The organism is Microvirga yunnanensis (assembly GCF_025460875.1).
In genome coordinates this window covers 25,634-46,422 of sequence record NZ_JAMXFI010000061.1, presented here as the reverse complement: position 1 = coordinate 46,422, position 20,789 = coordinate 25,634, and the positions used below count along the sequence as shown (strand labels likewise).

Here is a 20,789-nt window from a genome sequence, read left to right as displayed (position 1 = left end):
CCGGACGCCGTCGTCGACGAGCGAGATGGCCTGAAGAGCCCCGAAGGGAAGCTGGCTCAGGTCGACCCGGTAGATGCTTCGATAATTGTCAAAACCGATAAACTCCGCTGACGCGACAACATTGGCCATGGAATGCCTCCTCCCGTTGGTTTGAGAAGCAAACGTTCCCGCCAGCCGGAAATTCCGCACCTCCAAAGTCGTAGTTCATTTACTGTACAAAGAGAGGTATTGAAGGCGCGATATTTGTTCTAATGCAGGGCCGCGGTAGTAAAACCACGCGCCAATCTCTTTTAACATATGTTGAAATCTCAGTCGCATTCCTGAACACTTCATCTCAATCGAGTAATGGTCGGATCTGTGTGGCGATGCCGGTCTCCTCACCGCGGGCGACGAGCACGGGGCTCGACCCATGTCGCTTCGTGTCCAAGGAGGGGCGGATTCCCGCCGCAACAGACCCTCAGGAGAGAAAACCGAACGGTCTTGATAAGATCTGCCCGTGGCTGATGCAGCCCTGGAAACGGGACGCCCGCCGAGTCCGGCCCGCGGGAGAGCCGGCAGTCCCTATTCACGATCATCCCGAGCACCATTAGAGCCGCGCGGAAATGGGGACCCGTTGCTCTGGTCGAAGGGACGGGGTTGAGAATGGAGCAGGGGAAATGCAGGCTGTGTTGCCTCGAGCGGGAACGCCGGTGTCCCCGGACGGGTATCCATCATGGGCGCTGAACGTTCGCCGATGAATCGTCGGCAGCAACACCTCGCGCCAGCATACAGCTATGATCCAGGAGATCTTCCGCTTGGCTGTCACGCCCGGAAGCGGCAATGACGTAAAAGCCCTGCCCCGATCCATTCGGCGGAGCGCTGAAGACCGCGACACCCACTCTGGACAAATCCCTTCGATCGCCTGGAAGGTGCGTCAGGCGCTCGAAGATGTTCGATGTGCCCAGTTCGTCCGCGGCGATCCTGATGCCGAAGAAGCGCTGGTTGTCTTGCAGAAAGCCAAGCGACTGCAAGAACTCGAGCGGCTGCCAGGTGCTCCCGAGCTCCGCATCGTGCTGGCGAAGCACCGCGAGAACCTCCGGGTGTGCACAATCGGCGTGAATATGAAGTTGATCCTGCGTGCGACTGCCCCTGGAGTTGATGGCCAGCCCGACATCCTCGAGGCGGACGCGCCCTTTGGCAGCCTCGATGACGAAGCGTCGCGCTGCGAGAGCCGCCTGCCAGTAGGCCTCTGCTCCCGGCTGCTGCAGGGTCGGGGCCTCGATTCCGACCAGACGTGCGGTCGGAACAACGAGGGTATGGGTCTCTTTCCACGGAGGCCTGAGAACGACCGTCCCCGGAGATCCGTGCTGCCCCAAGTTGACTTGGACGCAGGGCAGAGAAACATTGAGCGCCCGCTTGGCGGCGACGCAGGTCTCCACCACGCGCCACAGGGCTCCTCGCGATGGGTCGCTTGCGAAGGTCCTGCGGGCGATGAAGACAGTTGCAAGACACGCAAGGGATAGCCACAGGGCTTGTTTCAGGGACATGCACCGGAGATGGTCAATCCAACCCCCATGGCAATACAACGAATGGGCGATGGCTGCGGCACGCGGTGCCGTTCTGCGCCGGACGCCTCCCCGGACGCGCGCCCCTGTCCCGCTTCCTCTTGCCCTCCCCTGTCGACAGAAAGGTTTAGCCATGACGCCTCTGCCTTCGACGGCCCTCGCGGACGTCTTCACGGAACCCAGCCACGTCGATCCGGACACGCTCAATAATCTGGGTCCCCTCCGGCGCCTGGCGGGGCGCTGGCGCGCACGCAAGGGTGTGGACCTCAACCCCAAGGCGGAAGGCCCGGAGCGGCGCGTGTTCATCGAGACCATCGATTTTCAGGCGATCGACCCGCAGACGAACGGGCCGCAACTGCTCTACGGCCTGCGCTACCACATCCACATCACGACCGAGGAAGAGGACATCACGTTTCACGACCAGGTCGGCTACTGGCTCTGGGAGCCGGCCACCGGCCTCGTCATGCAGACCATCGCCATCCCGCGCGGGCAGGTCGCCCTTGCGGCGGGCCAGGCGAGCCCCGATGCCGACGAGATCGTCGTGACCGCAGCGCGCGGGCAGACCGATTATGGCATCTGCTCGACAACCTTTCTGGAGCAGGCGTTCCGCACCGACCACTACCGGATCACGATCACCTTCCATCCGGACGGGAGTTGGAGCTACGTGACCGATACCGAGTTGCTGGTGCATGGCCGGGACGCGCCCTTCGCCCATCAGGACCGGAACACGCTTCGGCGGGTCGGGGACGCGAAGCCCAATCCCCTGGCGATCATTTTGTCCAAGCGAAAGACAAGCTGAGGGCAGCATCCCGTCGAACGTCGCTCGGCCTCGAAATTTCGCGCCGGCCGACCGCTCCTTCGGAATCTTCGTTGGCTTCAGCCAGGCCGCCGTCATCCACCGGGAGGGCAACCGGCTTTCGCGAACATCCGTTCTTTCATTCGGGAGTGGCCGGCTCCTTGTCTTCGAAGGGGCCGGCAATCTCATACCGAAGACTCGGAGCGGCCGTTCGAAGCGAACAGGTCATCAGCCGGCCATCGAAAGACTGCGGCAGGTGAAGGATTGCACCTTGCGCATCGTGCGGATCCCGAGGGCCGTATCAGTGAAACGTGGACCCGGTCTTGCGCACGATGCGCCCATTCAGAAAGAAGCATCGGATGACACGCAAAAGGGCAGGTCCACTGTTGAGTCCGATGCTTCAGACGATGTTCCAGTAGTTCATGGCTGCCGCCGTCCCCGCATTGGCCATGACAATGCCAATCTCGAACGTGCCGTCCTCATCCTGGTCCGAGAAGACATAGCCCGTGTTCGCCACGATATTGTAGAGAAACGCATGCGTGATCGTCCCGCCGGCAAAGGCGCTCTGCGCATCGAGAAGGGCAGCTTCGACCGTCGTCGCGCCGGTGGCGGCCTCACCATAGTTCGAGGCCGTTCCGTCGATGGCGAGGTCGATCCGGTCAGCCGCCACGCTCCAGTCGGCGATCGTGCTGACCAGCGCGGAGGTCGTTCCCGACGAGTATGGCCCGAAGCTGAACGTGTCGGCCCCGCTGCCGCCGATCATCCAGTCGGTTCCGCGAGCGCTGCCCAAGGTATCGTTGCCGGCCCCGCCTTCCAGCGTGTTGCGGCCCTCTCCGCCATCCAGCCTGTCATTGCCGCCCGAGCCATACAGGTGGTCATTGCCGCTCGATCCCGCGACGGTATCGTTCCCCGTCCCGCCGACAACGGTGTCATTGCCGACATTGCCGTTCAGGAAGTCATCTCCGCCGGCACCCATCAGACGGTCATTGCCATAGCCGCCGGACAGATTGTTGGCCTTGCGGTCGCCCGTCAGCCTGTCATCGTACAATGAGCCGACGACGTTCTCGATGCCGAAGAGACGATCGAACCCCTGGCCGATGGCGGTATTGCGACCGAGATCCACCGTGACGGCGGCGTCGGCCGAGAAGTAGGCCGTATCGCTGCCTGCTCCGCCATACACCGTGTCGCTTCCGACGCCTCCGTCGAGCCAGTCGTTGCCGGCCCCGCCATCGAGGATGTCGGAGAAATCCGTTCCATCGATACGGTCGTCCTTAGGTGTTCCAATGCGAATCGCCATCGATTGCCTCCGCAGGCTCTGGTCGGCCGAAGTCGTTTGTTGGTGAAGTGATGCGCCACGTTCCTAATAGACGAGGAATGACCGTACTGAATCTTCTACAGTCGCAACGGAAACTTTCACGTGAAATGATGTCTTCGATGAATGACGTATTGAACGAGGAGCTTCATCGTAGCCCGGTTCCCGGGATTCGGGCAGCCGTTCAGAAGAGGTACGCTCTTCTACCTCCACTGTGTTGTGTTCGCTTCGGAACGGATGGGCTTGACGTTCATTATGGCGTGTCTGACGGGCGGGCCCGATCTGCCGCAATGCGGCAGGCAAGATTTCCCCTGAGGCCTTCCTCGAATCGGATCGCCCGACCCTGCTGCTGCGCCTGAGCGGGAAGCCCCCACCACAGGCAGGCCAGCGCGAGAACGAGGTTTTTCATGGGGCACGGCTTCTCGAAGCGAAGGCAGAACCGTACCATGCCCAAGAGACGCGAAGGCCTCCTCGAAGGAGTCAGGACCGTCGTGGCCCAAGCGACCGAGTCCAGGCGACCGATCCCGTGCCGATTACGGACGATGCGGGCCGGCCCCGGCGCGACGGATCCGGGCGTCACGCTCCGCGGCTGTCGAGATAGGTCCTGGCCGCCTTGACGGCGGCGTCGCACTGGTTGGACGTGCCGCCGAGGATCTCTTCGGGCCTGGTGCGGCGGGTCCAGACATCGAGCGCCGCCGTGACGACCCAGAGCGGCTCGGCCATGGCCCGGTCGGCGAGCTTCGGCAGGGAGGATTCGGCGCAGGTTCTCATCTCGGCGATGACGGCCTGGGGCGCGCGGACCTGGGCCAGGCGTTCGTTCATCTCCGCCTGAAGCGGATCGACGATCAGCACGCCAACGACGGCCGCCAAAAGATCTTGAAGCATTGTCACCTCTGTGCCGGCGGTCGGATCGGAAGAGATCCGACATCACGCAACAGCCGGCACGGCTTGCGTCAGAGGGGCCCGGATCGGGGTCATCCGGGATGTAGGGGCAGGTCGGCCGGGCTTCAAGGCTGGGCCTTTCCACCGCTGCGCCGTCCGGATCGGCCCGAGCCCTTCGGGTCATGGTGCGCCCGGGCATCAAGATTATATTCCGCTGCGACCAAACGTACTTACGCAATAGAGTGGCCGGGCCTCAAAGTTGCCTGGATTGACCCTGTATCACCCGACCCATGTCGAACGTGATTTGCGGATCGGATCATCAGCCTTATGAGCAGCCCGCCTCAGCCCCGAAGTAACTTCACCTTCCCCTGGTCTGTCGATCATCAACCGCAAAGCGGACTCATTGAAAAGCTCGAAACCTTCCAGAGGCAGTGCCTCCTGCGCTGGCAGTTTATCGAGACCTGCCGGGCGATGGCGCGCCCGGCGCTCGGGCGTGCCGGCATCCTGGTCGACCGGACCGTTCTCGCTACGGCGTTGATCGTCATGCCGAGGGTGTTCGCCGGCTGGGACGCCCTACGTCCCGCCCTGCTCTCGCAGACCCGGGCGCTCCTGCCCTTCGTGCCGCTGCCCAGCCCCGAGGACGAAGCGATCGGGTCCGATCCGGCCTGGGAGCTTCTCGCCGAGTTCCAGGCGCTCGCGCCCGACCAGCAGGACAAGGCGGCCAAGAACCTCGCGCTCCTGTGGGACCATTTCGAGCATCTGTTCGGGGGATTGAGCGGCTTCCTGTCGGAACCGCCGGTCGAGCAATCCCTCTACCTGGACAAGCTGGCGACGGCATCGCGGCGGATGAAGCTCGCGCGCGGGTCCGAGGTCGCCTTTCACTATGTGACGGTCGAACTGATGCGGCTCTACGTGCACGGCCTTCAGCTCGGGCGCAAGGACCGGGCCGCGCTGGCCCTGGCCTCCGCCGTGTCCGGTCTGATCGACCGGGGACGCATGATGACGCCGGCGCTCACCGTGGAGGTGGAAGTGTCCCGGTCGCGGCAGGCGGAGGCCGCCTGAGCCGATCGCAGGCTCTAAAGCATCGGACGCGTGATCGAACTCACGCCCGATGCTTCAAGCTCTTGTTTTGGAGCATCTTTTCGCGCAAAACCGGTTCCCACTTTTGCGCCCGATGCTTCAAGCTTTTGTTTTGGAGCATCTTTTCACGCAAAACCGGTTCCACTTTTGCGTCCGAGGCACCAGGGACGCGACAATGCCCGGGAGGCGGCAGGCCACCCGGGCATTGTCCAGAAAGGTCGCGGTCGAGCCTTAGCGGCAGCGGCGGACGCGGCGGGTCACGATGTCGCCGTCCGGCTCTTCCTCGCGGATCACCACGGTGCGGCAGCGCTCGATGCTTCCGGTGGACAGATGATCGCGGTCATAGACGCGACGGCGCTCGTAGCGGCGTTCGTAGCGGTCATTGTCCGGGCCGACGCGGACGCTCGGGCCATCGGGACCGATGCCGAACTGCACCTGAGCGGACGAAGGCGTCGAAACGACGACGCTCGAACCGATTAACGCGGCTGCCAGGAGCCAAGCTGACTTCTTCATCATTCCATCTCCACGTATTGCCGTGTATTGCCGTTTGGTCGACAACGCGTTACTTCGCTTTACGTTTCATGGAATGAGACGACGAAATGCATTTCCGTCGCAGAGCACGGCTGCGCGAGGAGATGATGGGAAACAACTACGAACAACCATCGGGACACAGGGCGAATACGCAACAGGGCCGGGGCTAGCGCGCCGCCTCGATCTCGCTCTGCTCGACGACGCGCTCGATCAGCTCCGCCTGGCTCTTGATGCAGTAGAGCGGCACGCCGCCTGCGGTGGACGGCAGGAGGCGCAGAACCCGGAACAGATCGTCCGGGAGGCTGTGGCAGTCGGCTCTGGGCCGCACGACCTGGCCGATTTTGAACACATGTGCGATCATGGCACCCTCCAGGAGCCGGGAACCGGGCCATCATAGCAGGCCCGCGCGCTCACCGTGAGGCTTCGCCCAGGTCGAGCGCGGGTCCCGCCGGGCAGGCCCTGCGATCAGATCGGGCCTCTCGGGATGTCGTGCCAGTAATCGCGCATCTCCTGCTCGCGTTTGCGGTCGGGCCAGATGCGTTCGTCGCCGTAGAAGGCGGGAGCCGCCTGGACCTGAGCCTCGGTCACATCGGTGCGATAGCCCTCGAGCTCCCTGTCGTAGGCCAGCTTGTCCCACGGAACCGTATGATGGTGCACACCCAGTCCCAGGAAGCCGCCGAAGGTCACGTCCACGTAGAGAACCCGCCCGCTCACCTTTTCGATCAGCAGGCGCTTGATGGTGCCGATCTGCGTTCCGTCGGGTCCGTAGACGGCCGTGCCTTCCACCCGATCGCTCTGGATCACCGGGTGCCATTCGGTCGGCCGTTCGACCGGTCCCCAGAGATAGAACCCGTTCTCGATGATTCCGGCGGCCACCACCGCCCGGCTGACATTGAGAACCCACTCGTCGTCGGGACCGATGCGCCTGTCGAGAGCCCAGGGCCCATGCTCGGCGGGCAGCGTCTCGCCCGTGGCGCTCTCCGTAAAGCCGCGCAGATCGGGTGTCCGCTCGGACTGGAACACGTAATACGTTCTCATGGGCGCCTCCCATGCAGCAGGTCGATCGCCCCGCACCCCTTCCCTCGTGATCGCCGACGGACTCCATGCGCGTTCCGCGAGGTGATTGGACGTTCAACCTCAAGCGCGTGAGGGCGGTTCCTCGCACCTGCGAAAATGTGCGCTGCATGCCTTGGGGCGCCATGCGCTTTGCAGCGTTGGACCGCGCGCCTTTCGGTGCTAGGCTCCCGAAAGGCAAGCCTTCTGAGTTCAGGGACGGAACAAGTGGTCGCAGACTTGGCAATATCCTTGCTCGTCGTCCTGGCCGGCGCCGTCGGGATGCTCCTGCTGCTTCTCACGTGGTTCGGCGGCAGAACCATCACGCCTGAAATCGAGGACGATCTCGACCCGATCCTGGGCGCGCGGGATCCCATGGCCATCTATGAATCCCATGGCCCGTTCATCCCGATGCCGGGCCATTTGAAAACCCGCGATCAGATGGTGGAATGGATGATCAAGGAGCTTCCCAAGCTCACGGCGGAAATCGCCAACCCGCGAGCCTGAGAAGCGGGTCGAATCAACGGGCGGAAAGCCGGAGCGCCGTCAATCGCAGCGACGGACCCGCCGCTCGATCGTGCGGCCCCATTCGTTCTCCTCGCGAATGATGATGTTGCGGCAGCGGCTCTCGTACCCGTAACGGCGCTCGTCGCGCATCGCATCCCGGCGGCCGGCCTCGTAGGCGCGGGCGCGATCTTCCTCACGGCGCTCGCGCCAGCGTTCCCGGCGCTCGTACCGCTCCTGCTCGGGATCGCGCACGCCGACCTGCGGACGTCCGTCCGGACCGATGCCGAATTGGATCTGAGGCTGAGCGAGCGAAGGAGAAGCACTCCAGAGGCTTGCGCCCATGGCAAGAGCGGACAGAAGAATGATTTTTCGCATCGGAAAAGTCCTGTTCGACAATCGCTGTCCAACGTTCGCTTGCAGAGAGGGTTCCCAAAACAGGTCCCTGCGACGCTGGTCGATGACGTGATGAAAAGTGGATGGGATCGACACGATTTCAGGGAAACATCAGGGCCGAGGCCAGCACGCTCACCGCATAGGCCAATCCGATCAGAAGCGGGGCCAGCATCGCGGCTGACGCCAGCACGAAGACCGACAGGCTGAGGCTGCGCATGATAAGGCTCCTTCAATCATGATGCCCGCAGCCTAACGGGAACCTGGGCCGTAACATGGCACAACCGGGGCCAAACGGGAGACGGCCGGCAAAGTCGCGCCCGCCATGGGCTCGCCGAGTGGCGATGAACGGACGTGGATCCTATCGCTCGCAGGCATCCGGCGCCGCGACATCGGATCTGCCGCGGGGTCTCGGACGGGTGGCGATGTAGAGGGCGACGCTTCCCATGACGGCACTGAGAATCACCGGCAGGATGCGGCTTTCGGCGAGATGCAGAATCACCCCATAGGACAGGGCGAGCATCGTCAGGGCGAAGATTTTGGCCTGGAGCGGAATCGCCTTCTGGTCGCGCCATGCGGTGAGCAGCGGACCGAAGCGGGGATGATTGTCGAGTCTCGCGGCCAGGGCCGGGCTCGACCGGGTGAAGCACCAGGCGGCCAGGAGCACGAAAGGTGTGGTCGGCAAGACCGGCAGAACGATGCCGGCGATCCCGAGCGCGAGGCTCGCATAGCCGAGGCACAGGTAAAGGCGACGCATCATCCCGCTTCTCGCAAGCAACGGTCCGGAGCAGGCATACGCTTCATTCCACGATCCTGTGCCGTGGTCAGGACCCTGGCGCCAGCGCCGCCTCGACGCTCGCGGCGATGTCGAGCAGCCGCTGGTCCTGGCCGTGGCGTGCCACCAGCATGAGGCCGACAGGCCGCTCGGTGCGGGGAAGCGGCACGGAGATCGCGGTCAGGTCGAACTGGTTGCCGAACATGGTGTTGCGCAGGATGAGCGCATCGGTCCTGTTGTAGAGCTTGTCGTCGGCCTCCAGAGGCGCAGTCAGCGGCGCCGCGATGGCGGTGGCCGGCAGCGCCAGCAAGTCGACAGGAGACAACCGCGCGTCCATGGCGGCCGCGAGGGCGCGCCGGCGGCGCAGCATGCGGATATAGACCGGCGCCGGCACGGTCCCGCTGCGGGCGATCCACCAGCGCACCCGCGGGTCCATTTCGGCCGCCTTCGCGTCGAGCCAGTCCGCATGAACCTCGGAGGCCTCGATGGACGCGATGGAGGCCGCCACCGTCGTGTCGGCCATGGCGTCGAGCAGATCCTCGATGCCGTGATCGGCGATCCTTGCGCCGGCCCGCGACAGGACCGTCAACGACGCCTCGAATGCCTGGTCCACCGCCGGCTCGGACTGCGAGAACAGGCGTCCCCGCGGAACACCGATCCGCAACCCGGCCAAGGGGTGCGGAGTCAGCACGCGCGGCTCCTCGCCGGCCATGACCGCATCCGCGAAGGCGCAGTCCTGCACGGTGCGGGCGAGCGGCCCGATGGAATCGAGGCTGGGCGAGAGCGGGAGGGTGCCGTCCAGCGGCACGCGATGCGCCGTGGGCTTGAAGCCGACGACGCCGTTGAGCGCTGCCGGAATGCGCACGGAGCCGCCGATATCGGTCCCGATGGCGATCTCGCTCGTGCCCTCGGCCACCGAGACGCCGGCGCCCGAGGACGAGCCGCCCGGAATCCGCAAGGGATCCGCCGCGTTGCCCGGCGTGCCGTAATGCGGGTTGAGGCCCAGACCCGAGAAGGCGAACTCCACCATGTTGGTCCTGCCCAGGATGACGGCGCCGGCCTGGCGCAGCCGGCGAACGATCGCCGCGTCCCTGGCGGCGGGCGGCGCATCGCGCAGGGCGATCGAGCCCGCGAGCGTGGTCTCGCCCGCCACGTCGAACAGGTCCTTGATGGACACGATCGCCCCGTCGAGCGGCCCGAGCGAGAGCCCGATGCGACGGCGGGCATCAGCGGCATCGGCCGCGACGCGCGCCTGGTCCGCGTAGACGCGCAGGAACACCCGCTCGTCGGCCGCACGCCCGGCCAGGCGCGCCAGAATGGTTTCGAGCTTGTCTCTGATCGTCGTCATGGGGCACCGGGTGCATGGACAAGAGCGTGGAGCAATGTGGAAGAGCGGAGTGACACCTCCCGCGTCATCACCAGCCTCGTGCCGGCGATCCCGATGACGGATGGCACCGGGCTTGTCCCGGCCATGACGGGGAGGGTCAGCGTCGGACGAAAGGCGGTGTCCATCACGACGCGTAGCGCTCGCGGGCCTCGCCCGCATCGCCTTGGTCCGTCGTTATCGTCGACAGCGGGAAGGTGATGACGCAGCGGATTCCCGCCGGGGCGAAATCGAGCTTGATCTCCCCGCCGAGCTGCTGCGCCAGGCCGCGCTGGATGAGCTTCGATCCGAAGCCCTGGCGCTCGGGCTTCTTGACCGTCGGACCGCCGCTCTCGACCCATTCCACGAGCAGCGCGGGATGGTTCGACCCTGCAGTGACGGCCCACATCACATGGAGCTTCCCGTCCGGGACCGACAGGGACCCGTATTTGACGGCGTTCGTCGCGAGTTCATGCACGGCCAGCCCCAGGGCCAGGACGGCGCCCGGTTGCAGATTGATCCTGGGACCCCGCAGACGGATGCGCTGGCGCATGCCGTCCTGGTAGGGCTCCAGCTCGTTCCTGAGCACGTCCTCCAGAAGAGCGCCCTGCCACTGGGTCGCCGTCAGAAGGTCATGGGTCTTGGCCATGCCGTGCAGGCGGTCCATGAAGGCGCTCCACGCCGCGGGATCGTTGCTCTCCGCGGAGCGTCGCGTCAGGGAGGCCACGGACTGAACGGTCGCCAGCGTGTTCTTGACCCGGTGGTTGAGCTCATGGAGCAGAAGCGCCTGCCGCTCCTCGACGAGCCGGCGCTCGGTCACGTCCTGGGACACGCCGACCATGGACACCTGCCCGTCCGGGCCGGTTCGCATCCGGCCGCTGATCCGGATCCAGTGCTCGGTGCCGTCGGGCCAGATCACGCGATAGTCCACGTGCAGATCCGCGCGGGTCGCGAGGGCCTTGGCCAGGGCTTCCGCCTGCGTGGCCCGGTCGTCGGGATGGATCGACGCGATCAGGTCCGCATAGGTGAAGGGCTCGTCGGCGTCGCGGCCGAAATTGGCCCGGCACAGGGCCGACGTGGTGAAGGCGCACGTGGACGGAACGTACTCCCAGGAGCCGAGATGGCCCGCCGTGAGGGCCAGTCGCAGGCGCGCCTCGCTCTCGGCCATATGGGCGAGAACCTCCTCCCGCTCCCGTCGATGCCGGCGGATCCCGCTCGCGGCTTCCACGAGCGCCTTCTTGATCGTGTCGAATTCCAGAACCCGCGTGGTCGTCGGATCCGAAACCTCCCCGCCTCGCCCGAGGGTCTGGGCCGCCGCCACGAGCTGGTCGACCGGCTTGGCGATGGCGCAGGAAAGCAGGACCGCCAGGAGAATGCCGACCAGGATGACGGCGCCGAGAACCGCCAGCCAGAAGAGGGAGCGCTGGGCCGACCGGGCGAGCTCCGTTTCCGGGATGCTGAGCACGAAGGACCAGCCATAGGCCGGCGACTGGCTGAAATAGGTGCGCACCGGGATGCCCTCGAGCGTCACGCTCTGGAGCAGCCCTTCCCGCGAGGCCGCGAGGGCCTCCTGAACATAGGGGCTGGCGGATTGGCCGACGAACCGCTCCGGCGAGCGGGAGCGGGCCACGATGGTCCGGCTGCGGTCGAGCACAGCGGCGTTCCACCCGCTGTCGATCCGCTGGTCGCGGATGATGGTCTGGAAGACGTCCGGCGTGATCGCGAGCGACAGGATATAGGCGACCTGCTCGTCGAGGATGACCGGAACGTCGATGGTGATCAGGCGCTGCCCGGTCAGAGACCCCACATAGAGGTCGGACACATGGGGCTTGCGGGTTTCCTGAACGAGCCGCAGCGCGTCCGGACGATTGCTGTTCGGCAGGGTCACGCCGAAAGGCACGCGGGTGTTGAAGAGAACGCGGCCGCCGGGCTCGAAGAGCGCGATCCAGGACGGGTCGGCCAGTCCGGTGTTCTTGGTCTGCTGGTAGAATTCCGCGAGGTCTCCCCGGGCGAGGCTGGACGATTGGGCGAGCACCTGCAGGGCCACCACCGACTTCTCGATCTCGCGGTCGAGCAGCAGGCTCAGGGCGCGGGCCGTCTCCTGCATGCGCAGGTCGATCGCCTGCTGCTCGGCCCGGTAGCCCGAATAGAGGCCGGCGGCCGCCACCAGGATGGTCGGCAGGGCGAGGACGAAGACCAGTCCCCACAACACCTGCCGCAGCGACGTGCGGGCTCCTGCGGGACGGCCCCGATCAGCTTGCCCGGCACGAACTTGGACGGCGGATCTTCGGCCCGCCATGCTAGCTGTCCTGAACCGGCATCAGGACGCGCACGAGCGTGGCTGGATCCTCGCGGGGCCAGTCGACCTGGGCGTCGAGCTGGCGTGCCAGGGCCTTCAGGATGGTGCCGGAGGCGCTCGTCCGCGCGGCCTCCTTCTCCTCGGGGCTGAAGGCGTCGTCGGAGAGCTGGAACAGCACGGCTCCGTTCCGCAGCTGGAGACGGAGCTTCAGCTTGCCCTGCCGTTCCTTGTAAGCGTGGGTCAGGGCGTTGACCACGATCTCGTTGAACAGCAGGGCCATCGGGGCTGCCTTCCCGGCCTCGACCTCCACGTTCTCGACCTCGAATTCCGGGGTGATCCGCACGTCCGGGAGCGCCGATGTCAGCTCCTGGCACAAGCCCTTGGCGAAGCTCGACGCGTCGAAGCGCGTCGAGCCCTGCCCGTCATAGAGATCGCGATGCGCGGCGGCGAGCGCCTGCATGCGCTCCTTCATGCGCCCGAGCACCTGGCGCGCCTGATCGTCCTCCGCCTGGCGGAACTCGATGCCGATCAGGGAGAGCAGCAGCTGGAGATTGTTCTTCACCCGGTGGTCGAGTTCATGCAGAAGCGCCGTGCGCTCGTCGAGCATCTGCTGCAGGGCATCCTGCGCCCGCTTCTTCTCGGCACGCTCGCCGGCCTCCGCCAGGGCGCGCAGGATCGTGACGGGCAGCCGGTCCAGCTTCTCCTTCAGGACGTAGTCCGTCGCGCCGCGTTTCAGGGCCTCGACGGCGACCTCTTCGCCGAGGGCACCCGACACGAAGACGAAAGGCGTGGCGGGAGCGATCTCCCGGGCGATCTCGAGGGCGTTCAGGCCGTTGAAGGCGGGCAGAAGGTAATCGGCCAGGATCAGGTCCCATCCCCCGTCCCGGACCGCCGCCGTGAACTCGTCGGCGGACACCACGCGCTCGATCGCGGCGGACAGGCCGGCATCGGTCAGGGCTTCCGTCATCAATTCAGCGTCGAGGACGCTGTCCTCCAGCAGGAGGATGCGCGGCCCCTGAGCCGATGGGATGCCGGGCGCCCGAACCATCGTGGCTCCTCAAGCCCCGTTGCGCCGCGGCGGCGGCTCGTTGAGGATCGCCCAGAACACCCCGAGATCCTGGATCGCGTCGAAGAATTCGCGGAAGCCCACGGGCTTCACCACGAAGGCGTTCACGCCGAGCTCGTAGCTGCGCACCAGGTCGCTCTCCTCCCGCGACGAGGTGAGCATGACGACCGGCGTCTGGCGCAGGTGCGGATCGGCCTTGACCTTCTCCAGCACCTCGAGCCCGTCGATCTTCGGCAGCTTGAGATCGAGCAGGACGACGGCCGGGTCGCTGGTGTTGCGGCTCTCATGGGGCCCGCGGCGATAGAGGAAATCGAGCGCCTCCTCGCCGTCGCGCACCACCACGACCTCGTTGGCGAGCTGGCTCTGCTCCAGGGCCGCCAGGGTCAGTTCGAGATCCCTCGGGTTGTCCTCAACCAGCAGGATCGGTTTCAATTCCGGCATTCACGCCGCTCCTTCATCATGATCCGGCAGGGCAATCGAGAAGGTCGCGCCCCTGTCGAGCGCCCCTTCCGCCCAGGCCCGGCCGCCGTGCCGCTCGACGATTCGGCGAACATTGGCGAGCCCGATTCCCGTGCCTTCGAACTCTTCCATCCGGTGCAGGCGCTGGAAGACGCCGAACAACTTGTCGATGTACCTCATATCGAACCCGACGCCGTTGTCGCGCACGAAATAGACCGTCTCCCCATCCTTTCGGCTGGAGCCGATCTCGATGCGCGCTTTCTCCCGGGTGCGGGTGTACTTTACCGCATTGTCGAGGAGGTTTTCAAATACCAGCCGGATCAGGACCGGATCCGCCGTCACGGGAGACAGATCCCCGACGACCCATTGGATCTGGCGGCCGTCATGCTCGGCGGACAGCTTGTGCCTGATCTCGCCGACCAGGCCGGCCACATCCACCGTCCGGGGCTTCAGGGCCGTGCGGCCCATCTGCGAGAAGCGCAGCAGGTTGTCGACGAGGGTTCCGGCCGTGTAGGCGGATTCGATGATGGTGTCCACGTAGCGCCGGCCCTTCTCGGACAGGTCGCCCGCCTCCTTCTTCAGCAGCTCGGAATAGCCCACGATGTGCCGGAACGGGGCCCGCAGGTCGTGGGACACCGAATAGGAGAAGGCCTCCAGCTCCTTGTTGCTGCGGCGCAGCTCCTCCGACAGCGAGGCCAGCTCCTCGGCCCGGCGCAGGACGATGCCCACGATGGCGTTGCGCAGCTCCTTGACCGCCTCGATCTCGCTCCGGTCCCAGGCCAGGGAGCGGCTGCGCACCGTCTCCTTCCAGGTCTCGAAGGAGCGCCGGGGGTGAAGCCTCAAGGAGCCCGCCTCCTCCTGAACGGGCTTCTGCGGATTGCCGCCCCACTTCACGGTCTGCACGACCTCGGGGCGGAACCAGAGCACGTAGCTCGAATGCACCTTCGAGACCGAGATGGAGAGCAGGCCGCTCGCCTTGTCGGCGAAGTCCTGCGCCGCCGGATAGACGGCCGACAGGTGATCGGTGGCGAACACGTCCTCCTGATGGTTGTCGGACAGCCATTCGAACAGCGCCCGGACCTGATCCTTGGCGGGCGTCTCGCCCAGGCACCAGCAATGGTCCTGCGTCAGGACGGCGGCGCCCTGCGCGCCGGAGAGCATCATCAGGTCGTCGGGATGGTTCACGAGGCCCGCGATGAAATGCTCCTCGGCGGCCATGTGGGCGAGAAGCCTCGTCTGCACGGCGCCTAAGCGCACCCGGTTCTCGGCCAGCGTGGTGTTCTCCCGCGCCTCGAGCTGCAGGGAGAAGATCTGCGTGAGGAAATCGCACGCGTTGCGCACCTGGAGCGAGACCCGCTTGGGCTCCTTGTTGTGGCAGGAGATCAGGCCCCACAGCCGGCCGTCGCGCAGGATCGAGATCGACATGGAGGCGAGCGTCCCCATGTTGCGCATGTATTCGAGATGGACCGGCGAGACGCTGCGCAGCACCGAGTCGCTCAGATCCAGCGGAGCGGGATCGCGCGACTGGATGGGGACCGCCGTGTAGGTGGCGTCGGGAATGATGCGCAGGCGGTTGCGGCGGTAGAGCTCCCTGGCCTGAGCCGGGATGTCGGAGGCCGGAAAACGCAGGTCGAGATAGGACGGCAGGACCTCATTGCGGTCCTCGGCGATGACGGTGCCGTTCCACTGCTCGTCGAACTGGTAGATCAGGACCCGGTCGAACCCGGTCATGCGGCGGATGTCCTGCGCGGCGAGCTGGCACAGGGTCTGGATCGTGGAGGCGCCCTGCAGCTGCTCCACGAACCGGCGCAGGGTGGGATAGAGCGCATCGATGCTGGAGACCGCGCCATAAGGCGGCTCCTCCAGCTCGAGGATCGCGCAATCGCCGGACCGGGAGACGGCCGTCTCGAAGAACCGCTCCTGCTGGGCGGTGTGGACCTGGATGGTCCGGACGAACCGGGTATTCCCTGCCGCCGGAGGATCGTCGAGCTGCCCGGCGAATTCCGCGCTCAGGGCGGGCATCACCTCGCCGAAGGGCCGGCCGAGGGCATCGGCCGGATCGAACCCGAAGATCTCGGCCGTGTTGGCGCTGGCATAGGCGATGGTCCGGTCGGACAGCCGGATCGCGAGAAGGATCCCGTGCGGCTGGATGCTGCCGGGGATGTGGATCGGCTCCCGCTCGCAGGCGGTGAGATCGAGGTCCTGCGTCTGCTGGGTCATGGGGCCTCGCACAGCCAATCGTGCATCACGGTAAAGGTATCCTGCGCGGCCCCGACGATGAGATCGTCGGCTTCCGGCGACGACGCTTCCTGAAGCATCGCCCCGAACGACTTCCACATGGCGCCGACATGGCGCCCATAGCTGCGAAAATAGGCGCAGCCCGTTTCCGCGGTAAATCCCAGCCGATTCTCGACCTGGCGCGCGATGATCGCGCCGCCGAGCGTCGAGCCCTCGACCACGTACATGCTTCCGAGCACCGCCTCCGGGGCCGGCAGAGGCATGAGAGGCCGGCATTGTGGCAAACCAATGATGTCGTCGGATTTCAATCCTAGAACCTCGAGGTCTCGGGCGAGCAGGCTCGCCTTGCGGCGCCCGTCGAAGAAGGCCCGGTCGGGGGCGCGCTCGGCGGCCTTCCTCTCCCAGGCCGCGTGGAACCCGTAGAAGCGGATCAGCAGGTCCCTGTAGGCCTCCCGCGACGCGGTCCGGCGGTCGAGATCGATGGCGGCCTCGATCCGGTCGTGCGCCGGGCGGGTTTCGATCTTCAGTCGTTCGAGAAGTGTCATGCAACCTCGTCCACAGGGCGTCCCAGCCGTCGTGCGACCGCCCGTTCCGCCAGCCCCATCCCGTCGTGGATCAGAACCGCGAGAAGCGCAACCACCAACCCGCCCTGCAGCACGAAAGCCACGTTGTTGGACTGGAGGCCCGCGATGATGACCTCGCCCAATCCCTTGGCCGCCACCGTCGACCCGATGGTGGCGGTGCCGAGGCTGATGATCACCGAGAGCCGGATGCCGGCGAGAATCACCGGAAGGGCGAGCGGCAGCTCCACCTGCATCAGGCGCTGGCGCGGGTTCATGCCCATGCCCTTGGCGGCCTCGAGGGTCTGGGGGGAGACGTCCATCAGGCCGGTGAGCGTGTTCTCGAAGATCGGCAGGAGGCCGTAGAGGAAGAGCGCGATGAAGGTCGGCTTCTCGCCGAAGCCGACGAGCGGCACCGCGATGGCCAGGACGGCGATCGGCGGGAAGGTCTGGCCGATATTCACGAGGCTGCGCGACAGCGGCAGGAACTCGGCGCCCGACGGCCGCGTGACGAAGATGCCGAGCCCTACGGCCAGGATCGTGCTGGCGAGCGTCGCCAGCACCACGATGCGCAGATGCGACAGGGTGAGGGCGAGAAGGCTGCCCTGGTTGTAGATCGCCGGCGCGCCGTTCACGGTCAGGGGCCTGAACGCGAAGGCGAAAAGCCCCGGGGCCGTGACGAAGAGCACGAGCAGGAGCAGCGCCGCCGCGCGCAGGGCGAAGGCTCGCGCGCTCATGCGATGGAGCGCCCATGCGCCAGGATGCCCCGGACGCTGACGCGTCCGAGGGCGGCGCCCGTTGCATCGACGACCGGCAAGGCGTCGCGCCCGACCCAGATCAGGCGCGAGAGCGCATCGCGCAGGGACTCGGAGACGAGGATGGGGTCGCCGTCGGCGGCGCCGGGCTCGAGCGCCGCCTGCACGCGCGTCAGGGAGAGAAGTCGGAAGGGCCGCTCGGCCGTCCCCACGAGCTGCTCGACGAACGCCTCCGCTGGATGGGTCAGCAGCTGGGCGGGCGTGTCGTATTGCAGGAGCCGCGCCTGATCCATCACGGCGATGCGGTCGCCGAGCTGGAACGCCTCGTTCATGTCGTGCGTGACGAGCACGATGGTGGTGCCGAGGCGGCGCTGGATCGCCACGAGATCGTCCTGCGCCTTGCTGCGGATGACCGGATCGAGCGCGCCGAACGGCTCGTCCATCAGCAGGAGCCCGGGCTTTGCCGCGAGCGCCCGGGCGACGCCCACGCGCTGCTGCTGTCCGCCCGACAGTTCATGCGGGAATTTTTTGGCGAATTCTCCTGGTTCGAGCTGGAACAGATCGAGAAGCTCCTCGATCCGGGCGGCGATCCGCCGCTTGTCCCAGCCGAGAAGGCGCGGCACCGTAGCGATGTTCTCCGCGACGGTGCGATGGGGAAACAGCCCGTAGCCCTGGATCACGTAGCCGATCCGGTGCCGCAGCTCGTCCTCCGGGATCGCCATCGTGTCCTGGCCGTCGATGAGCACGCGGCCGGCGCTCGGCTCGACGAGGCGGTTGATCATGCGCAGCAGGGTCGACTTGCCTGCCCCCGACGTGCCGACGATCACCGCGATGGTCCCCTCGTCGACCCGCAGGGATACGTCCTCGACCACAATGGTCGCGCCATAGCGCTTGGTAAGGTGCTCGATCTCGATCATCTAGGAGCCCCGCCTGGTCAGATCGACGATGGCATCGAGGGTGATGGCGGCGACGAATGCCAGGGCCACCGTGGGAATGGCCCCGAGCAGCACGAGGTCGATCGCCGTCTGGCCGATGCCCTGGAACACGAAGGTGCCGAAGCCCCCTCCCCCGATCAGCGCCGCCACGGTGGCCAGGCCGAGATTCTGGACCAGCACGATGCGGATGCCGGCCAGGATGACGGGAAGCGCCAGGGGCAGGTCGACCTGCCACAGGCGCTGGCGCGCGGACAATCCCATGCCGCGGGCCGCGTCGGAGACAGCGGCCGGCACCTGGTTCAGCCCGGTGACCGTGTTGGCCACCACGGGCAGCAGGGAATAGAGGAAGAGCGCGATGAAGGCCGGCGCGGCCCCGATGCCGTGAATGCCCAGGGCGGCCGCCAGTGGCACGTGCGCGGACAGATAGCCCAGCGGCGCGATCAGGATCCCGAAGAGCGCGATGCTCGGGATCGTCTGGACGATGTTGAGCACCTGCAGGATCGCCGTCCGCAGGGGCCGGACGCGATGGGCCAGGATGCCGAGGGGCAGCCCGACCAGGCAGGCGGCCGTCATCGATCCCAGGGCGAGCCACAGGTGCTGGCCCGCCTCGCGCCAGAAGATGTCCTGGCGGTTCGCATATTCCTTGAGCAGGGAGAGATCGTTCCAGGCGCCCGAGACGAGCAGGAGGGCGACCGCGCCCGCCGCCGCCGCCATGGCGGCGATCCGCGCCCAGGGTCCCAGGCGCAGGCGCGTCAGCGCGTCGGCGGCCAGCAACGCGAAGGAGAGGGCGAGGAGCCAGAAGCCGAGGGACGGTGACACGCGCGCAAACGTGTTGCCGGCCGGCGTGACGAACCCGGCCGACCATCCGACCGCCGGAAAGATCACGCCCAGCCCCACGGATGCGGCCGCGAGGCGGATCAGCGGGTTGCGGACCAGCGCCGCGCACGACGCCACGCCGAGCGCCGCGATCAGCACGATCAGGACGCCCGGAGGCGGCAGCGCGTCCGTCAGCATCCGTCCCTCGCCCGCCACGATGCGGTTGGCCCGGTAGATGACGAACGGACAGGCGAAGAGCGCGACGCCGATCAGCACGGCGACCACGCTCCCGAGCCGATCGAGGGACAGGGATGGACGCAAGGAAGACATGCCGGGCGCGGTGGTTCGGGAGGAGATCGTGTTCACAAAGCTTCCGGCCCCTATCGCGCCGCCTGTCGTTCCTTGAGCCGGGACGTCAGATCATTTCAGAAATCCCTTGGACTTCAAATAGTCCGTGGCCACCGCCTTCGCCGGCTCGCCGCCCACCTGGACGCGGGCGTTCAGCCCCTGGAGCGTGGCGAGGTCGAGGGACGCGAAGACGGGCTTCAGGATCTCGGCGATCTTCGGGTTCTCCTTCAGGGCGGCCTCGCGGATGATCGGCGCCGGCGCATAGACCGGCTGCACGTTCCTGTTGTCCTCCATCACCACGAGGCCCGACGGGGCGATGCCGCCGTCGGTGCCGTAGACCATGGCGGCGTTCGCCCCGTTGGTCTGCTCGGCCGCCGCCTTGATGGTGGCCGCCGTGTCGCCGCCGGACAGCACGATGAGCTGTTCCGGCTTCATCTTGAAGTCATAGGTCTTCTGGAAGGCCGGCAGGGCCGCGTCCGAGTTCACGAACTCGGCGGAGGCCGCGAGAACCACCTTGCCGCCCTTCGTCACCCACTGGCCGAAATCGGACAGGGTCTTGAGCTTGTTGGAATCGGCCACGTCCTTGCGCAGCGCGATGGCCCAGGTGTTGTTGGCCGGCGCGGGATCGAGCCAGACGATCTTGTTGGCGTCGTAATCGAGCTTCTTGGCCGTCTCGAAGCCCTTCGCCGCATCCTTCCAGACCGGATCGTCGGCCTTGTTGAAGAAGAAGCCCGCATTGCCGGTATATTCCGGGTAGATGTCGATCTCGCCCGCCGTGATGGCCTTGCGCACCACCGGGGTCGCGCCGAGCTGGATCCGGTCCTGGGTCTTGATGCCGTTGGAGTTGAGCGCGAGCAGGATGATGTTGCCCAGCACCGAGCCTTCCGTGTCGATCTTCGACGAGACGACCACGTCGGCCCGGACGGCCCCGGCAGCCGCCAGGGCCAAGGCAGCAGCCAATGTCAGCGACTTGAGGACGGTCTTCATGCGAACCCCCTAGAAAACAGTGCCCTGCTCTTTCTAGGACAGTCGGGCCGTTTAGGCAGGGGGGAGCCTCCCGAAGAATCATGCGGGATGTTA

Annotated in this window: 22 protein-coding genes; 3 read left to right on the top strand and 19 right to left on the bottom strand. The window is 66.2% G+C overall.

Translation table 11 applies throughout. The annotated features are described in order from the left end of the window. Positions 1-710 precede the first annotated feature (710 nt). Entirely contained in the window at positions 711-1,526 is an 816-nt protein-coding gene (locus NF876_RS25675) for a CDP-diacylglycerol diphosphatase (protein WP_262271237.1), read from the bottom strand. Positions 1,527-1,677: 151 nt separating this feature from the next. Between NF876_RS25675 and NF876_RS25670 the strand changes: the two genes are divergently transcribed. After that, a complete protein-coding gene (locus NF876_RS25670; protein WP_262271236.1) occupies positions 1,678-2,343 on the top strand; it encodes an FABP family protein in 666 nt (221 codons plus the stop codon). 397 nt (positions 2,344-2,740) lie between these two features. Here the strand turns inward: NF876_RS25670 and NF876_RS25665 are convergent, their stop codons facing one another. From NF876_RS25665 to NF876_RS25655, 3 genes are all read right to left on the bottom strand, one after another. Continuing rightward, on the bottom strand, positions 2,741-3,637 hold the full coding sequence (locus NF876_RS25665) for a calcium-binding protein (protein WP_262271235.1): 897 nt from the start codon (positions 3,635-3,637) through the stop codon (positions 2,741-2,743). A gap of 268 nt (positions 3,638-3,905) precedes the next feature. Then, positions 3,906-4,061 carry a hypothetical protein gene (locus NF876_RS25660; protein WP_262271234.1) on the bottom strand — a complete coding sequence of 52 codons (156 nt, stop codon included), beginning with the start codon at positions 4,059-4,061 and terminating at the stop codon, positions 3,906-3,908. A gap of 167 nt (positions 4,062-4,228) precedes the next feature. Beyond that, positions 4,229-4,537 carry a hypothetical protein gene (locus NF876_RS25655; RefSeq protein ID WP_262271233.1) on the bottom strand — a complete coding sequence of 103 codons (309 nt, stop codon included), beginning with the start codon at positions 4,535-4,537 and terminating at the stop codon, positions 4,229-4,231. A 324-nt stretch (positions 4,538-4,861) separates the two neighbouring features. Between NF876_RS25655 and NF876_RS25650 the strand changes: the two genes are divergently transcribed. Then, positions 4,862-5,596 (top strand): hypothetical protein, encoded by a 735-nt coding sequence (locus tag NF876_RS25650; protein WP_262271232.1) that lies wholly within the window; start codon positions 4,862-4,864, stop codon positions 5,594-5,596. A 249-nt stretch (positions 5,597-5,845) separates the two neighbouring features. Here the strand turns inward: NF876_RS25650 and NF876_RS25645 are convergent, their stop codons facing one another. From NF876_RS25645 to NF876_RS25635, 3 genes are all read right to left on the bottom strand, one after another. Further along, positions 5,846-6,127, bottom strand: coding sequence for a hypothetical protein (locus tag NF876_RS25645; protein WP_262271231.1), 282 nt, complete (start codon positions 6,125-6,127; stop codon positions 5,846-5,848). 184 nt (positions 6,128-6,311) lie between these two features. Continuing rightward, on the bottom strand, positions 6,312-6,506 hold the full coding sequence (locus NF876_RS25640) for a hypothetical protein (protein WP_262271230.1): 195 nt from the start codon (positions 6,504-6,506) through the stop codon (positions 6,312-6,314). A 104-nt stretch (positions 6,507-6,610) separates the two neighbouring features. Then, positions 6,611-7,183: a PRC-barrel domain-containing protein gene (locus NF876_RS25635; RefSeq protein WP_262271229.1), complete on the bottom strand. Its 573-nt coding sequence runs from the start codon at positions 7,181-7,183 to the stop codon at positions 6,611-6,613. 255 nt (positions 7,184-7,438) lie between these two features. Between NF876_RS25635 and NF876_RS25630 the strand changes: the two genes are divergently transcribed. Beyond that, on the top strand, positions 7,439-7,705 hold the full coding sequence (locus tag NF876_RS25630; protein ID WP_262271228.1) for a hypothetical protein: 267 nt from the start codon (positions 7,439-7,441) through the stop codon (positions 7,703-7,705). Positions 7,706-7,744: 39 nt separating this feature from the next. Here the strand turns inward: NF876_RS25630 and NF876_RS25625 are convergent, their stop codons facing one another. The 12 genes from NF876_RS25625 to osmF all read right to left on the bottom strand — a co-directional run bounded on the left by NF876_RS25625 (position 7,745) and on the right by osmF (position 20,696). After that, positions 7,745-8,080, bottom strand: a complete 336-nt coding sequence (locus NF876_RS25625; RefSeq protein ID WP_262271227.1) for a hypothetical protein — start codon at positions 8,078-8,080, stop codon at positions 7,745-7,747. Between the two features lie 376 nt (positions 8,081-8,456). Then, positions 8,457-8,855 carry a YbaN family protein gene (locus NF876_RS25620; RefSeq protein ID WP_373696720.1) on the bottom strand — a complete coding sequence of 133 codons (399 nt, stop codon included), beginning with the start codon at positions 8,853-8,855 and terminating at the stop codon, positions 8,457-8,459. A gap of 64 nt (positions 8,856-8,919) precedes the next feature. After that, complete coding sequence (locus NF876_RS25615) at positions 8,920-10,218, bottom strand: amidase (protein ID WP_262271226.1); 1,299 nt, start codon at positions 10,216-10,218, stop codon at positions 8,920-8,922. A gap of 163 nt (positions 10,219-10,381) precedes the next feature. Further along, a complete protein-coding gene (locus NF876_RS25610; RefSeq protein ID WP_262271225.1) occupies positions 10,382-12,532 on the bottom strand; it encodes a sensor histidine kinase in 2,151 nt (716 codons plus the stop codon). A 1-nt stretch (position 12,533) separates the two neighbouring features. Beyond that, complete coding sequence (locus NF876_RS25605; protein WP_262271224.1) at positions 12,534-13,580, bottom strand: sensor histidine kinase; 1,047 nt, start codon at positions 13,578-13,580, stop codon at positions 12,534-12,536. 9 nt (positions 13,581-13,589) lie between these two features. Next, the gene (locus NF876_RS25600; protein ID WP_262271223.1) at positions 13,590-14,039 is read right to left on the bottom strand and encodes a response regulator; all 450 of its coding nucleotides are present in this window, start codon (positions 14,037-14,039) and stop codon (positions 13,590-13,592) included. Continuing rightward, positions 14,040-16,277 carry an ATP-binding protein gene (locus tag NF876_RS25595; protein ID WP_262271222.1) on the bottom strand — a complete coding sequence of 746 codons (2,238 nt, stop codon included), beginning with the start codon at positions 16,275-16,277 and terminating at the stop codon, positions 14,040-14,042. Further along, the gene (locus NF876_RS25590) at positions 16,274-16,840 is read right to left on the bottom strand and encodes a biliverdin-producing heme oxygenase (RefSeq protein ID WP_262271221.1); all 567 of its coding nucleotides are present in this window, start codon (positions 16,838-16,840) and stop codon (positions 16,274-16,276) included. Before NF876_RS25590 ends, NF876_RS25595 begins: the two co-directional genes overlap by 4 nt. After that, positions 16,837-17,592, bottom strand: a complete 756-nt coding sequence (locus NF876_RS25585) for an ABC transporter permease (protein ID WP_262271220.1) — start codon at positions 17,590-17,592, stop codon at positions 16,837-16,839. The genes NF876_RS25590 and NF876_RS25585 overlap by 4 nt, the downstream gene beginning before the upstream one ends. Continuing rightward, positions 17,589-18,527: an ABC transporter ATP-binding protein gene (locus NF876_RS25580; RefSeq protein ID WP_262271219.1), complete on the bottom strand. Its 939-nt coding sequence runs from the start codon at positions 18,525-18,527 to the stop codon at positions 17,589-17,591. The genes NF876_RS25585 and NF876_RS25580 overlap by 4 nt, the downstream gene beginning before the upstream one ends. After that, positions 18,528-19,691 (bottom strand): ABC transporter permease, encoded by a 1,164-nt coding sequence (locus tag NF876_RS25575; protein ID WP_262271218.1) that lies wholly within the window; start codon positions 19,689-19,691, stop codon positions 18,528-18,530. Positions 19,692-19,781: 90 nt separating this feature from the next. Beyond that, positions 19,782-20,696, bottom strand: a complete 915-nt coding sequence (osmF, locus tag NF876_RS25570; protein WP_262271217.1) for a glycine betaine ABC transporter substrate-binding protein OsmF — start codon at positions 20,694-20,696, stop codon at positions 19,782-19,784. Positions 20,697-20,789: the final 93 nt, after the last annotated feature.